14 protein-coding genes are annotated in these 13,345 nt (G+C 61.4%); 1 reads left to right on the top strand and 13 read right to left on the bottom strand.

The window, feature by feature from the left end; genetic code table 11:
- Positions 1-19: 19 nt before the first annotated feature.
- From JJD66_RS20860 to ccoN (JJD66_RS20800), 13 genes are all read right to left on the bottom strand, one after another.
- On the bottom strand, positions 20-2,464 hold the full coding sequence (locus JJD66_RS20860) for a heavy metal translocating P-type ATPase (protein ID WP_200648913.1): 2,445 nt from the start codon (positions 2,462-2,464) through the stop codon (positions 20-22).
- A 115-nt stretch (positions 2,465-2,579) separates the two neighbouring features.
- Positions 2,580-3,119: a FixH family protein gene (locus JJD66_RS20855; RefSeq protein WP_105227735.1), complete on the bottom strand. Its 540-nt coding sequence runs from the start codon at positions 3,117-3,119 to the stop codon at positions 2,580-2,582.
- A gap of 14 nt (positions 3,120-3,133) precedes the next feature.
- Positions 3,134-4,537 carry a cytochrome c oxidase accessory protein CcoG gene (ccoG, locus tag JJD66_RS20850; RefSeq protein WP_034128398.1) on the bottom strand — a complete coding sequence of 468 codons (1,404 nt, stop codon included), beginning with the start codon at positions 4,535-4,537 and terminating at the stop codon, positions 3,134-3,136.
- 207 nt (positions 4,538-4,744) lie between these two features.
- Positions 4,745-5,155, bottom strand: a complete 411-nt coding sequence (locus tag JJD66_RS20845; protein ID WP_034128399.1) for a type II toxin-antitoxin system VapC family toxin — start codon at positions 5,153-5,155, stop codon at positions 4,745-4,747.
- Positions 5,155-5,409 (bottom strand): type II toxin-antitoxin system Phd/YefM family antitoxin, encoded by a 255-nt coding sequence (locus tag JJD66_RS20840; RefSeq protein ID WP_034128400.1) that lies wholly within the window; start codon positions 5,407-5,409, stop codon positions 5,155-5,157. The genes JJD66_RS20845 and JJD66_RS20840 overlap by 1 nt, the downstream gene beginning before the upstream one ends.
- Positions 5,410-5,576: 167 nt before the next feature.
- The gene (ccoP, locus tag JJD66_RS20835; RefSeq protein ID WP_014719444.1) at positions 5,577-6,554 is read right to left on the bottom strand and encodes a cytochrome-c oxidase, cbb3-type subunit III; all 978 of its coding nucleotides are present in this window, start codon (positions 6,552-6,554) and stop codon (positions 5,577-5,579) included.
- On the bottom strand, positions 6,551-6,736 hold the full coding sequence (locus JJD66_RS20830) for a CcoQ/FixQ family Cbb3-type cytochrome c oxidase assembly chaperone (protein ID WP_003193169.1): 186 nt from the start codon (positions 6,734-6,736) through the stop codon (positions 6,551-6,553). The genes ccoP (JJD66_RS20835) and JJD66_RS20830 overlap by 4 nt, the downstream gene beginning before the upstream one ends.
- Before the next feature lie 5 nt (positions 6,737-6,741).
- A complete protein-coding gene (gene ccoO / locus JJD66_RS20825) occupies positions 6,742-7,350 on the bottom strand; it encodes a cytochrome-c oxidase, cbb3-type subunit II (RefSeq protein ID WP_003193167.1) in 609 nt (202 codons plus the stop codon).
- Positions 7,350-8,792, bottom strand: a complete 1,443-nt coding sequence (ccoN, locus tag JJD66_RS20820) for a cytochrome-c oxidase, cbb3-type subunit I (RefSeq protein ID WP_014719443.1) — start codon at positions 8,790-8,792, stop codon at positions 7,350-7,352. Before ccoN (JJD66_RS20820) ends, ccoO (JJD66_RS20825) begins: the two co-directional genes overlap by 1 nt.
- Before the next feature lie 417 nt (positions 8,793-9,209).
- Positions 9,210-10,157, bottom strand: a complete 948-nt coding sequence (ccoP, locus tag JJD66_RS20815; protein WP_200648912.1) for a cytochrome-c oxidase, cbb3-type subunit III — start codon at positions 10,155-10,157, stop codon at positions 9,210-9,212.
- On the bottom strand, positions 10,154-10,354 hold the full coding sequence (locus tag JJD66_RS20810) for a cbb3-type cytochrome oxidase subunit 3 (RefSeq protein ID WP_003193161.1): 201 nt from the start codon (positions 10,352-10,354) through the stop codon (positions 10,154-10,156). Before JJD66_RS20810 ends, ccoP (JJD66_RS20815) begins: the two co-directional genes overlap by 4 nt.
- Before the next feature lie 3 nt (positions 10,355-10,357).
- On the bottom strand, positions 10,358-10,966 hold the full coding sequence (gene ccoO, locus JJD66_RS20805) for a cytochrome-c oxidase, cbb3-type subunit II (protein WP_003193159.1): 609 nt from the start codon (positions 10,964-10,966) through the stop codon (positions 10,358-10,360).
- Between the two features lie 10 nt (positions 10,967-10,976).
- Positions 10,977-12,401 carry a cytochrome-c oxidase, cbb3-type subunit I gene (ccoN, locus tag JJD66_RS20800; RefSeq protein ID WP_034128402.1) on the bottom strand — a complete coding sequence of 475 codons (1,425 nt, stop codon included), beginning with the start codon at positions 12,399-12,401 and terminating at the stop codon, positions 10,977-10,979.
- A 79-nt stretch (positions 12,402-12,480) separates the two neighbouring features.
- Here ccoN (JJD66_RS20800) and JJD66_RS20795 point away from each other — a divergent pair, with 79 nt between their 5' ends.
- Positions 12,481-13,167, top strand: a complete 687-nt coding sequence (locus JJD66_RS20795) for an alpha/beta family hydrolase (protein ID WP_200648911.1) — start codon at positions 12,481-12,483, stop codon at positions 13,165-13,167.
- Positions 13,168-13,345: the final 178 nt, after the last annotated feature.

The following is a 13,345-nucleotide window of genomic DNA, read 5'->3' as shown; positions in this document are numbered from 1 at the left end:
TACTCCATGCCCACGCGGCTCAGGCCGGCAGCGGGCGGGTTGCTGGGGCGGTACCCGGGGCTTGCGCGCTCGGCAGGCGAGTCAGGCGCAACGCGTTGAGTACCACGGTCAACGAACTGAGGGACATGCCGATGGCCGCCCAGATCGGAGTGATCCAACCCAGGGCGGCGAACGGCAGCATAAGGCCATTGTACAACCCGGCCCACAACAGGTTCTCGATGATCACTCGGCGGGTGCGCCGCGCGAGGCTGAAGGCCTGCACCAGCGCATCCAGGCGGTTGGACAACAGCACCGCATCGGCGCTGGTTTTCGCCAGGTCGGTGGCCGAGCCCATCGCCACACTGATATCGGCAGCAGCCAACACCGGCACATCATTGACCCCATCGCCCAGCATCAGCACTTTGCGACCTTCCTTGTGCAGGTTTTGCAGTACCTGCAGCTTGTCGTCAGGGCGCAGGCTGCCGAGCGCTTCGTCGATACCCAGCTCAGAGGCGACACTGGCTACCATCGGCGAACTGTCGCCGGAGAGCAACAGCGTGCGCCAGCCCCGCGCCTTGCATGCGGCCAGCAAGGCGGGGGCGTCGCTGCGCAGACGGTCGTCGAGTACGAACCAGGCCAGCGCCCCGCTGCGGTCGCCCAGCAGCAGCCATTGCCCGGCTTCGTCCGGCGAGGCGGGAATCGCGCAGCCACTGAGTTCACAGACAAAACCCGGCTGGCCGATGCGCAACAGACGTTCTCCCACACGACCCTCCAGGCCCAGGCCTGGAGTGCTCAGCACTTCATCAGCGGCCAGCGGCGCACGGCCGAAGGCACGGGCAATCGGGTGTTCGGAGCGGTTCTCCAAGGCGGCGGCAAGGCCCAGGCATTGGTCGCTGTCCAGCGCGCCGAGGGGCCGGATGGCGCGCAACGCCAGGCGCCCTTCGGTGAGGGTGCCGGTCTTGTCGAAAATCACCGTATCAATCTGGTTCAGGCCCTCAAGCACATGGCCGCGGGTCAGCAGTAACCCGAGACTGTGCAAGGTGCCGGTGGCGGCGGTAAGGGCGGTGGGCGTGGCCAGCGACAGGGCGCACGGACAGGTCGCCACCAGCATCGCCAGCACAATCCAGAACGCCCGTGTGGGGTCCAGCTCCCACCACAGCAGGCCGATCAGTGCGGCGGCGATCAGCGAGCACAACAAGAACCACTGCGCAGCGCGGTCGGCGATCTGCGCCAGGCGCGGCTTCTCGGCCTGGGCGCGCTCCAGCAGGCGCACGATGGCGGACAGGCGCGTGTCATGCCCCAGGGCGCGTACTTGGACGGTCAGCGCGCCTTCGACATTCAGCGTACCGGCCGTGACGCTCTCACCCGTGCGCCGAGGTTGCGGCAGGTACTCGCCGGTCAGCAGGGATTCATCAATGCTGGATTGGCCGTCGAGAATCACCCCATCCGCCGGCAGCACCGCACCGGGATGCACCAGCACACGATCACCCAGTGCCAACTCGCTGAGCAGGATGCGTTCGCTCTGGCCATCATCCTTGAGGCGCAGGCAGGAGGCGGGCAACAGGTTGACCAGTTGGGCGGTGGCTGCGGCAGTACGCTCCCGGGCGCGGCGCTCAAGGTAGCGTCCGGCCAGCAGGAACAGGGCAAACATGCCCACGGCATCGAAATACAACTCGCCTACGCCAGTGATCGCCGTCCAGATGCCGGCCAGGTACGCGCCGCCAATCGCCAGGGACACCGACACGTCCATGGTCAGGTGGCGCGTGCGCAGGTCACGCAGGGCGCCTTTGAAGAAGGGCGCGCAGCTGTAGAACACAATGGGCGTGGTCAGAAACATCGCGACCCAGCGCAGGATGACGTGCAGTTCCGGGCTCAGGTCGATATTGAATTCCGGCCAAGTGGCCATGGTTGCCATCATGGCCTGGAACCACAGCAAGCCGGCGACCCCCAGTTGTCGCAGGGCCAGGCGATTCTCGCTGGCCAATTGTTCGGCGGCGCGGTCGGCCTGGTAAGGGTGGGCGGCGTAACCGATATGGCGCAGCTCGCTGAGCAGTTGGCTCAACGGCAATTGCCCATCGGCCCAGCGCACGTGCAGGCGGTGGTTGGACAGGTTCAATCGCGCTTCGGCCACGGCGGGCAGGCTGCGCAGGTGTTTCTCGATCAACCAGCCGCAGGCGGCGCAACTGATGCCTTCCATCAGCAGGGTGGTTTCGGCCAGGTCGCCTTGATGGCGGACAAAGGGTTTTTGCACATCGGGGCGGTCGTACAGCGCCAGCTCGTCCACCAACTGCACGGGCAGCGCCTCGGGGTTGGCCGAGGCTTCGCTGCGGTGTTGGTAATAGCTTTCCAGCCCGCCGGCCACTATCGCCTCGGCCACGGCCTGGCAGCCCGGGCAGCAGAGTTCGCGGCGTTCGCCGAGGATCTGGGCGGTGAACCGGCTTCCGGAGGGGACGGGTAGGGCGCAGTGGTAGCAGGGGGTGGTCATGGTTCGAGGTCTTTGGTGGCTGGGAGGGCCTCTTCACGGGCAAGCCCGCTCCCACAGGGGCACGCGGTGTCCTTGTGGGAGCGGGCTTGCTCGCGAAGCGCGGAGCGCAGGTTGTTTATTTTCTCAGGTCCTCGGCGCCCTGCAACGGTTCGTCACCCAGCAACAAATCCTTGTCATGGCTGACCTCTTCTTCTTCGAACAGGCGCCAGGTGTTGCCGCCTTCCACGCCAAGCAGTTCCACGAAACGGCGACCTTCGACCTTGTCGGTGACCTGGCCGATGTAGCGGCCGGGCTCGCTGTCGCTGCGGGTGAGGTTGATCTTGCGATCCTTCTCTGGCTGGGTCGGGGAGATCAGGTTCAGCTCCAGGGTATCTGGATTGCTGTAGCCAGTCAGTTGCAGCTCGACCTCGCCGGTCAGTTCGTCCAGGTGCAGCTTGCCGCGCAGTTGCAGGGTCTGGGCCAGACGCTCGCGGTCCAGGGAACGGTTGATGCCTTTGCCGGCCTCGTAGTAGTTGTCGTTGACCAGGTTGTCCGGGTTGTTCACTGCGATGGTCACCATGGACAAGGTCAGGGTCACCGAGCAGGCCAGAATCGCGATGATGATCCAGGGCCAGAGGTGCTTGTACCAAGGGCTGGCGGCAGTAGTTGCGGGCATGCGTATGTTCCCTGTTAACGGACTTGTGGGCCGATGAATCGGCTCTTGGCTTCAATATGGACGCTGGTGTCATCGGCGTCTTCGAGGATGAAGGTCACCTCGTTGGTGCTCGACGGCAACTGCTCCGGCGCACTCGACAACTCCACCGGCATGCTGACGATATCGCCGGCGGCCACTTTGATTTCGCGCCGGCCTTGCAGCTTGAGGTCCGGCAGGCCAGCGGCGTCGAGCACGTAGGTGTGATCGCGCTGGTCTTTGTTCATGATCTTCAGGCTGTAGACGTTTTCGATGCGCCCTTCGGCGTTCTCGCGATACAGCACGCGGTCTTTGCTGACGTCGAAACCCACCAGCGAGCGCATGAAGAAGGCGGCCACCAACAGGCTGATCATCGCCAGCAATACCAGGGCGTAACCGATCAGGCGCGGGCGCAGCTTATGGGTTTTCTGCCCCGAAAGGTTGTGTTCGGTGGTGTAGCTGATCAGGCCGCGTGGGTACTCCATCTTGTCCATGATGTTGTCGCAGGCATCGATACAGGCGGCGCAACCGATGCACTCGATTTGCAGCCCGTCGCGGATATCGATACCGGTAGGGCACACCTGCACGCACATCGTGCAGTCGATGCAGTCGCCCAGGCCCTGGGCCTTGTAGTCGGTACCCTTTTTACGTGGGCCACGCACTTCGCCACGGCGCGGGTCATAGGACACGATCAAGGTGTCCTTGTCGAACATCACGCTCTGGAAGCGCGCATAGGGGCACATGTAGATGCACACCTGCTCACGCAGCCAGCCGGCGTTGCCGTAGGTGGCGAGGGTGAAGAAACCCACCCAGAAATACGACCAGCCATCGGCCTGGCCAGTGAAAAAGTCGAACACCAGTTCGCGAATCGGCGAGAAGTAGCCGACGAAGGTGATGCCGGTGGCAAAGCCGATCAGCAGCCACAGGCTGTGCTTGCTGAACTTGCGCAGGAATTTGTTGGCGCTCATGGGCGCTTTGTCGAGCTTGATGCGTTGGTTACGGTCGCCTTCGGTGACCTTTTCGCACCACATGAAGATCCATGTCCACACGCTTTGTGGGCAGGTATAGCCGCACCACACGCGCCCGGCGTATACGGTGATAAAGAACAGGCCAAATGCCGCGACAATGAGAATGCCAGACAGCAGGATGAAATCCTGGGGCCAGAACGTTGCGCCGAAAATAAAGAATTTACGCTCCGGCAGGTTCCACCACACCGCCTGGTGACCGCCCCAGTTCAGCCACACCGTGCCGAAGTACAACAGGAACAGAGCGGCACCGCCGACCATGCGCAAGTTGCGGAACAAGCCAGTGAAGGCGCGGGTGTAGATCTTCTCTCTCGAAGCGTAGAGGTCAACGGTCTTGGCAGGCGGGGTAACGTCATGTACCGGTATCTGGTCGCTCATCATTGCATCCCACGGCGGTGGAGATTTGCCTCGGCCAGTACGTGCCAGCCGGGGTCAAATTAAGGGTGTTGCAGTGGCCTAATGATACGCCCCCGATGGTGCGCAAAGGGTGCGACCTTTGGTCGCGTTGGGGGAAATCAATTGATGGTGTACGTGACCTGGATCAATTGACTTGGCAAGTATGGACGGTTTTTGTCGGTAAGCCGGTCATTCGTCCCATGGATTGATCAGTGCAACGCCGCTCGATTGGAAGTCGCTGATGTTGCGCGTGACGACGGTGAGCCCATGAACCAGCGCGGTAGCGGCAATCAATGAATCACTTTCGTTGGCTCGGTCGGGTACATGCAAGTGTGCGCAACGCAACGCGACTGCTGCATCGACGGGCAGGATTCTGGCATCAAAGGCGGGCATCACATGACGCTTGAGCCAGGCTCTCAACACCTTCCCCTGTGCCGGGTCTCGCCGCTCAATTCTCAGGACTCCGGTTTCCAATTCCTTCAGCGTGATCGCCGAAATAAACATACGTGGCGCCACCACACTTTTTGCCCAAGCCACGACATTCGCATCAGCCTGAGGTTTACGCAGTTCAGAGATCACATTCGTGTCGAGTAAATACATCAAGAAAAGTCCACAGGGCGATGAATGATCACGGCACGTTCAGTTTCGAAGTCGATATCGGCCGCTTCCGGCATCACCAAAAGATCAACGATGTCGGCGTTCAGACCTGTCAGCTTCTGGTAGTCCTCAATGCTTAGCAGTACGTGGGCAGGCTTGCCGCGATCAGTGATAAAAACCGGCCCTTTGCGGGCGGCTTTTTTGGCACCACTTGTGTCTTGATTGAATTCGCGGCTGGAAATGGTCGTGATGGTCATGGGGTGTGTCCCCCTTCGCTGGACTGAATGTAGTTACGTTACTACATTGCGAGTGCGTGCGGCAAGGTTGAGGCTACGAACGGTAGATTTGGCTTTGGAAGGTTCGCAGTTGAAACAAAAAAGCCCCGCCAGCATTCGCTGCGCGGGGCTCCATTGTTTCAGAGGTCTTACTGCTCCTCAGCCTTCTTATCCCCATGAGACAAGCTATACACATACGCCGCCAGCAAATGCACCTTGTCATTGCCCTGCAACTGCTCCTGCGCCGGCATCTGGCCCTGGCGGCCGTAACGGATGGTCTGCTGCAGTTGCGCAAAGCTTGAGCCGTAGATGAACGCACCCGGATGCGTCAGGTCGGGTGCGCCCATGGCTGGGGTGCCTTTACCGGCCGGGCCGTGGCAGGCCACGCAGTTGGCGGCGAAGAGTTTTTCACCGTTGGCCACATCGGCCTTGGCGCCTTCCGGCAGTTTGCGGCCATCGAGTTGGGTCACCACAAAGCCTGCTACGTCAGCCACGCCTTGCTCGCCGATGACTTCGGCCCAGCCTGGCATCACCGCGTGGCGGCCCTTCATGATGGTTTCCTTGATGGTGTTGGGTTCGCCACCCCAGCGCCAGTCGGCGTCGGTCAGGTTGGGGAAACCGTAGGCGCCCTTGGCGTCGGAGCCGTGGCACACCGAGCAGTTGGAGGCAAACAGCCGACCGCCCATCTTCAAGGCTTGCGGGTCCTTGGCGACTTCTTCAATGGGCATCGACGCGAATTTGGCGAAGATCGGCCCGAACTTGGCCTCCGACCTGGCCATTTCCTTTTCCCATTCGTGCACGCCGGTCCAGCCGGTCTGGCCGTTGGCGAAAGGGGTTTGCTTGTCGTTGTCGAGGTAGTTGTAGCCTGGTAGCAGGCCCTTCCAGTTGCCCAGGCCAGGGTAGAGCACCAGGTAACCAAGGGCGAAGACGATGGTGCCGACAAACAGCATGAACCACCACTTGGGCAGCGGGTTGTCGTACTCCTCGATGCCGTCGAACGAGTGGCCGACGGTCTCGTCCGTCTGTTCGGTGCGCTGGCCCTTGCGGGTCGACAGCAGCAGCCAGGTCAGGGCGAAGATGGTACCCAGACTGAGGACTGTGACGTACAGACTCCAGAACGTAGTCATTCTTTGTTACTCCTAGAAGCTTGCTCGACGTGCTTGATGGCTTCGGGGTCATCTGCGAAGGGCAGCATGGTCGCGTCGTCAAACTCCGACTTGCGCCGTGGGCTGAACACCCACAACGCCAGGCCGATAAAGGCCACCATCACCACAACGGTGCCCAGGCCACGAATCATCCCGATATCCATGAAGGTCACCGTTTGCTTTTGATGATGGTGCCAAGGCCTTGCAGGTAGGCCACCAATGCGTCCATTTCGGTCTTGCCCTTCACGGCGGCGGCCGCACCGGCGATGTCTTCGTCGGTGTAGGGCACGCCCAGGGTGCGCAAGACTTCCATCTTCTTCGCGGTGTCCTTGCCGTCGAGCTTGTTTTCCACGAGGAACGGGTACGCCGGCATTTTTGACTCAGGCACGACGTTGCGCGGGTTGTACAGGTGCGCACGCTGCCAGTCATCGGAGTAACGCCCACCCACACGGGCCAGGTCCGGGCCGGTGCGTTTGGAGCCCCACAGGAACGGGTGGTCCCACACGCTTTCACCGGCGACCGAGTAGTGGCCGTAGCGTTCGGTTTCGGCGCGGAAGGGGCGGATCATCTGCGAGTGGCAGCCCACGCAACCGTTGGCGATGTAGACGTCGCGGCCTTCCAGTTCAAGGGCGGTGCGCGGCTTCATGCCTTCGACCGGCTTGTTGGTCACGTCCTGGAAAAACAGCGGGACAATTTGGGTCAGGCCGCCGATGCTCACGGCGATGACCATGAAGAAGGCCAGCAGGCCGATGTTCTTCTCGACTACTTCATGCTTCATCAGTGAGCTCCCACAACGGCGATCTTGGCGGCGGCTTCGGCTTCTACAGGGTCGCTGGCACGCACGGTGCGCCAGACGTTGTAGGCCATCAACAGCATGCCGCTGGCAAAGAACGCACCGCCCAGGGCACGTACGATAAAGCCCGGGTGGCTGGCTTGCAGCGCTTCGACGAAGGAGTAGGTGAGGGTGCCGTCATCGTTGATCGCACGCCACATCAGGCCCTGGGTGATGCCGTTGACCCACATCGAGGCGATGTAGAGCACGGTGCCGATAGTGGCCAGCCAGAAGTGCGCGTTGATCAGCCCGACGCTGTGCATTTGCACGCGGCCGAACAGTTTGGGGATCATGTGGTACAGCGCGCCGATGGAGATCATCGCTACCCAGCCCAGCGCCCCGGCGTGTACATGGCCGATGGTCCAGTCGGTGTAGTGGGACAGCGAGTTGACGGTCTTGATCGCCATCATCGGACCTTCAAAGGTCGACATGCCGTAGAACGCCAGGGACACCACCAGGAACCGCAGGATCGGGTCGGTGCGCAGCTTATGCCAGGCGCCCGAGAGGGTCATCATGCCGTTGATCATGCCGCCCCAGCTTGGCGCCAGCAGGATGATCGACATCGCCATGCCCAGGGACTGTGCCCAGTCCGGCAAGGCGGTGTAGTGCAAGTGGTGAGGGCCGGCCCAGATGTACAGGGTGATCAGCGCCCAGAAGTGCACGATGGACAGGCGATAAGAGTAGATCGGGCGCTCGGCCTGCTTGGGCACGAAGTAGTACATCATCCCCAGGAAACCGGTGGTGAGGAAGAAGCCTACGGCGTTGTGGCCGTACCACCACTGGATCATCGCGTCCGTTGCGCCGGAATAGGCCGAATAGGACTTGAACAGGTTCACCGGCAGGGAGGCGTGGTTGACGATGTGCAGCATCGCCGTGACCACGATAAAGGCCCCGTAGAACCAGTTGCCCACGTAGATGTGCTTGGTCTTGCGCTTGACGATGGTGCCGAAGAACACCAGGCCGTAGGTCACCCACACGATGGCAAGCAAAATGGCGATCGGCCATTCCAGCTCGGCGTATTCCTTGGTGGTGGTGTAGCCCAGGGGCAGGCTGATGATGGCGCCGACGATGACCGCTTGCCAGCCCCAGAAGGTGAAGGCGGCGAGGCCATCGGAGATCAGTCGCGTTTGGCAGGTGCGCTGCACGACATAGTAGGAGGTGGCAAACAGTGCACATCCGCCGAAGGCGAAGATCACCAGGTTGGTGTGCAGTGGGCGCAGGCGGCCGAAAGTCGTCCAGGGCAGGTCGAAATTCAATTGCGGCCAGACCAGTTGCGAGGCGATGAACACCCCGAGCCCCATGCCAAGGATCCCCCAGACCACCGTCATGATGGCGAACTGGCGGACTACCTTATAGTTATAAGCAGTCGGACTGATTGCTGTGCTCATTCTAAGGTTCCACGGTTTAGGTTTTTTTATAGGTAAAATCGGCCGCAAGTATGTAGAAACCGAGGGGCCATTGCAACGCAATGGCTGACCTGTATCAATACGTTCCACGCCAGATTCTGCGCCCTTTCCATGTTTGGTGTAAGGATAAAGACCGAAATAGAAAGCTGATCAAGTGGACAGGAATTTTAGGGGGCGCAACGGATACCGTCGCCTACGCCAGAATTGCTCCACTGTGGGAACAAGCGTAGACCCGAATAGGAGGAGGGGAAAGTTGGGTTTGGAAGGGGTGCGACACTTGGTCGCGACTTATGCCTGTGGCGAGGGAGCTTGCTCCCGTTGGGCTGCGCAGCGGCCCCAAAATCGTGGGAGCGCTTCGCACTCCAGCGGGAGCAAGCTCCCTCGCCACAGGTAGAGCTTTTACTGCGGTTGGCTGTCTGGCGTTGCGCCTTCAGCGTTATGGGACAGGCTGTACACGTAAGCCGCCAGCAGGTGCACCTTGTCATTGCCTTGCAGCACGTCCTGGGCCGGCATCTGGCCCTGGCGACCATGGCGGATGGTCTGCTGCAACTGCGCCAGGCTGGTGCCGTAGATAAAGCCGGCAGGCTCGGTCAGGTTGGGCGCGCCCATGGCTTCCACGCCGTGACCTTGTGGGCCGTGGCAAGCTACGCAAGTGGTGTTGAACGCGGCTTGCCCGGCTGCCAGGTCGGCGGTGTTGTCGGCGGGCAACGGCAGCTTGGCCAGGTCGTGACGCACATAGGCGGCGACGTTCTTCACCCCGTCCTCGCCCAGCACTTCACCCCAGGCCGGCATCGCCGCGTGGCGACCGTTCAGGATGGTGGCCTTGATGGCCTCGGCCGAACCGCCCCAGCGCCAGTTGTTGTCGGCCAGGTTGGGGAAGCCATAGGCGCCCTTGGCGTCCGAGCCGTGGCATACCGCGCAGTTGGAGGCAAACAGGCGACCGCCCATCTTCAACGCTTGCGGGTCCTTGGCGACTTCTTCCACCGGCATGGCCGCGAACTTGGCGAAGATCGGCCCGAACCTGGCGTCGGCCTTGGCCATTTCCTTGTCCCATTCCTTGGTCTGGGTCCAGCCATCTTCATAGCCCGGCAGTACGCCTTTCCAGTTGCCCAGGCCCGGGTAGAGGATCAGGTAGCCGACGGCAAACACCAGGGTGCCGGCGAACAACATGAACCACCACTGGGGCAGCGGGTTGTCGTATTCCTCGATACCGTCGAAGGCGTGGCCCATGGTCTGGTCGACGCTGCCCTTGGTCTCGCCCTTGCGGGTGCCGACCAACAGCCAGGTCAGGCCGATCAGGCTGCCCAGGGTCAATACGCAGATCCATGTACTCCAGAACGTAGTCATGGCCGAGTGCTCCTTGTGGCTGGCTCTGCTTGAGCGTCGGGTGGGGAAGGTTCATCGGCAAACGGCAGCAGGCGGGCCTGCTCGAATTCCGCATTGCGGCGGTTGTTGAATACCCACAGCGACAGGCCGATAAAGGCGATGGCGACCACCAGCGTACCCAGGCCGCGGATGGTGCCCGCATCGAATTCAAATCCCATGGCTCACCTCTTGCTCTTGATGGCAGTGCCGAGCACTTGCAGGTAGGAAACCAGCGCGTCCATCTCGGTCTTGCCCTTGAGGCTGGCGACTGCGCCATTGATGTCGTCGTCGGTGTACGGCACGCCGAGGGTGCGCATCACTTTCAACTTGGTCTCGGTGTGGCTGCTGTCGACGGCGGCGGTGACCAGCCAGGGGTAGGCCGGCATTTTCGACTCTGGCACTACGTTGCGCGGGTTGTACAAGTGCGCGCGGTGCCAGTCGTCCGAGTAGCGCGCGCCGACGCGGGCCAGGTCCGGCCCGGTACGCTTGGAGCCCCACAAGAACGGGTGGTCCCACACGCTTTCGCCAGCCACCGAGTAGTGGCCGTAGCGCTCGGTCTCGGCGCGGAATGGGCGGATCATCTGCGAGTGGCACTGCACGCAGCCTTCGCGGATGTAGATGTCGCGGCCTTCCAGTTGCAGTGCGGTGTAGGGCTTCATGCCTTCGACCGGTTTGTTGGTCACGTCCTGGAAGAACAGCGGGACGATCTGCGTCAGGCCACCGATGCTCACGGCGAGCACCATCAGCAGCATCAACAGGCCGACGTTCTTTTCAATCGTTTCGTGTTTCATCATCGACTCCTCAGGCCATCTGCGCGGCAGCGGTGACTTCGGCAGGTTGCGCCGAACGCACGGTGCGCCATGTGTTGTAAGCCATCAGGAACATGCCGCTGAGGAAGATCGCACCGCCCACCAGACGCACGATGAAGCCTGGGTGGCTGGCCACCAGGGTTTCGACGAAGGAGTAGGTGAGGGTGCCGTCTTCGTTGACCGCACGCCACATCAGGCCCTGGGCGATGCCGTTGACCCACATCGAGGCGATGTAGAGCACGGTGCCGATGGTGGCCAGCCAGAAGTGCGCGTTGATCAGGCCGAGGCTGTACATCTGCTCGCGACCGAAGACTTTCGGGATCATGTGGTACAGCGCCCCGATGGAGATCATCGCCACCCAGCCCAGCGCCCCGGCGTGTACGTGGCCGATGGTCCAGTCGGTGTAGTGGGAGAGGGCGTTGACGGTCTTGATCGCCATCATCGGGCCTTCGAAGGTCGACATGCCGTAGAAGGCCAGGGAGACGACGAGGAAGCGCAGGATCGGGTCGCTGCGCAACTTATGCCAGGCACCCGAGAGGGTCATCATGCCGTTGATCATGCCGCCCCAGCTTGGCGCCAGCAGCACCAGCGACATCACCATGCCCAGGGACTGCGCCCAGTCCGGCAAGGCGGTGTAGTGCAAGTGGTGAGGACCGGCCCAGATGTACAGGGTGATCAGCGCCCAGAAGTGCACAATCGACAAGCGATAGGAATACACCGGACGCTCGGCCTGTTTGGGCACGAAGTAGTACATCATGCCGAGGAAGCCCGCAGTCAGGAAAAAGCCTACCGCGTTGTGCCCATACCACCACTGCACCATGGCATCCGTCGCACCGCCGTACAGCGAGTAGGACTTGGTCAGGCTGACCGGGATTTCCAGGTTATTGACGATATGCAAAATGGCCACGGTGATGATGAACGCGCCGAAGAACCAGTTGCCCACATAGATGTGCTTGGTCTTGCGTTTCATGATCGTGCCGAAGAACACGATGGCGTAGGCGACCCAGACGATGGTGATCAGGATGTCGATCGGCCATTCCAGCTCGGCGTATTCCTTGGAGCTGGTGTAGCCCAGTGGCAGGCTGATGGCGGCCAGCAGGATCACAAGCTGCCAGCCCCAGAAGCAGAACGCGGCGACTTTCGGCGCGAACAGCTGCGTCTGGCAGGTGCGTTGCACCGAGTAAAAGGAGCTGGCGAACAGCGCACAGCCACCGAACGCGAAAATCACCGCGTTGGTGTGCAAAGGGCGCAGGCGGCCGAAGCTGGTCCAGGGCAAATCGAAGTTGAGCGCAGGCCAAACCAATTGGGCCGCGAGAAAAACCCCGAGCCCCATGCCGACGATGCCCCACACCACCGTCATAATGGCGAATTGGCGGACCACCTTGTAGTTATAGGCGGTACTTAAAGTAGTGTTCATGGTTCCCCATCCACGGTTCAACCCAAGCAAGTGCAGCACTTGGGCTGGAGTTATAGGCAGACTAAAAAGCGAGGCAAGCATGGGCAAAGAGCACAAGGCCAGTATTGACGGGGATCAATGGGCGCAGTGTGTACGGGAACATGGCTGGTTGTGGGATGTCGCCACGGGCAAGCCTTCAGGCGAGCCTGTCACGTTGATCCTGGCCCACGGCGCTGGCGCACCGATGGACTCGGCATTCATGAACGACATGGCTGCACGCCTTGCCGGGCATGGCGTGAACGTGTTGCGCTTCGAGTTCCCGTACATGGCCCAGCGCCGCTTGGACGGGGGCAAACGCCCGCCAAATCCGGCGCCGAAACTGCTGGAGGCGTGGCGTGAGGTGTATGCCCAGGTGCGACGTCATGTCGCTGGGAAACTGGCGATTGGCGGCAAGTCCATGGGCGGGCGCATGGCCAGTTTGTTGGCCGATGAATTGGGCGCCGATGGGTTGGTGTGCCTGGGGTATCCGTTTTATGCGGTGGGCAAGCCGCAAAAACCTCGGGTGGAGCACTTGGCCGGGTTGAAGACGCCGACGTTGATTGTGCAGGGCGAGCGCGATGCCTTGGGCAATCGTGCGGCGGTGGAGGGGTATGCGTTATCGCCGAGCATTGAGGTGATGTGGCTGGTGGCGGGGGATCATGATTTGAAGCCGTTGAAGGCGTCGGGGTTCAGTCATGAGCAGCATTTGGAGGCGGCGGCCATCAAAGCGTCAGGTTTTCTCGCCTGACGCTTTGTGAGGAGGTTGGGTGTTGCAAAGGTGATGAGCTTTTTTAAAGGTGGCGGTTGCAGAAGCTGAGTGCAACACGGTTATTGATTTGAAGCTGGAGCATGATGCCGCATAGCCATGGCTTCCTGCATCACCTCGCCCATGACTTCGATCGGGCACTTGAAATCGAAGCGTTTAC

The organism is Pseudomonas sp. MF6751 (assembly GCF_016613265.1).
Classification (GTDB): Bacteria; Pseudomonadota; Gammaproteobacteria; order Pseudomonadales; family Pseudomonadaceae; genus Aquipseudomonas; species Aquipseudomonas fluorescens_BV.
The sequence above is the reverse complement of the archived record's forward strand: the minus strand, read 5'-3'. Positions and strand labels throughout refer to the sequence as shown.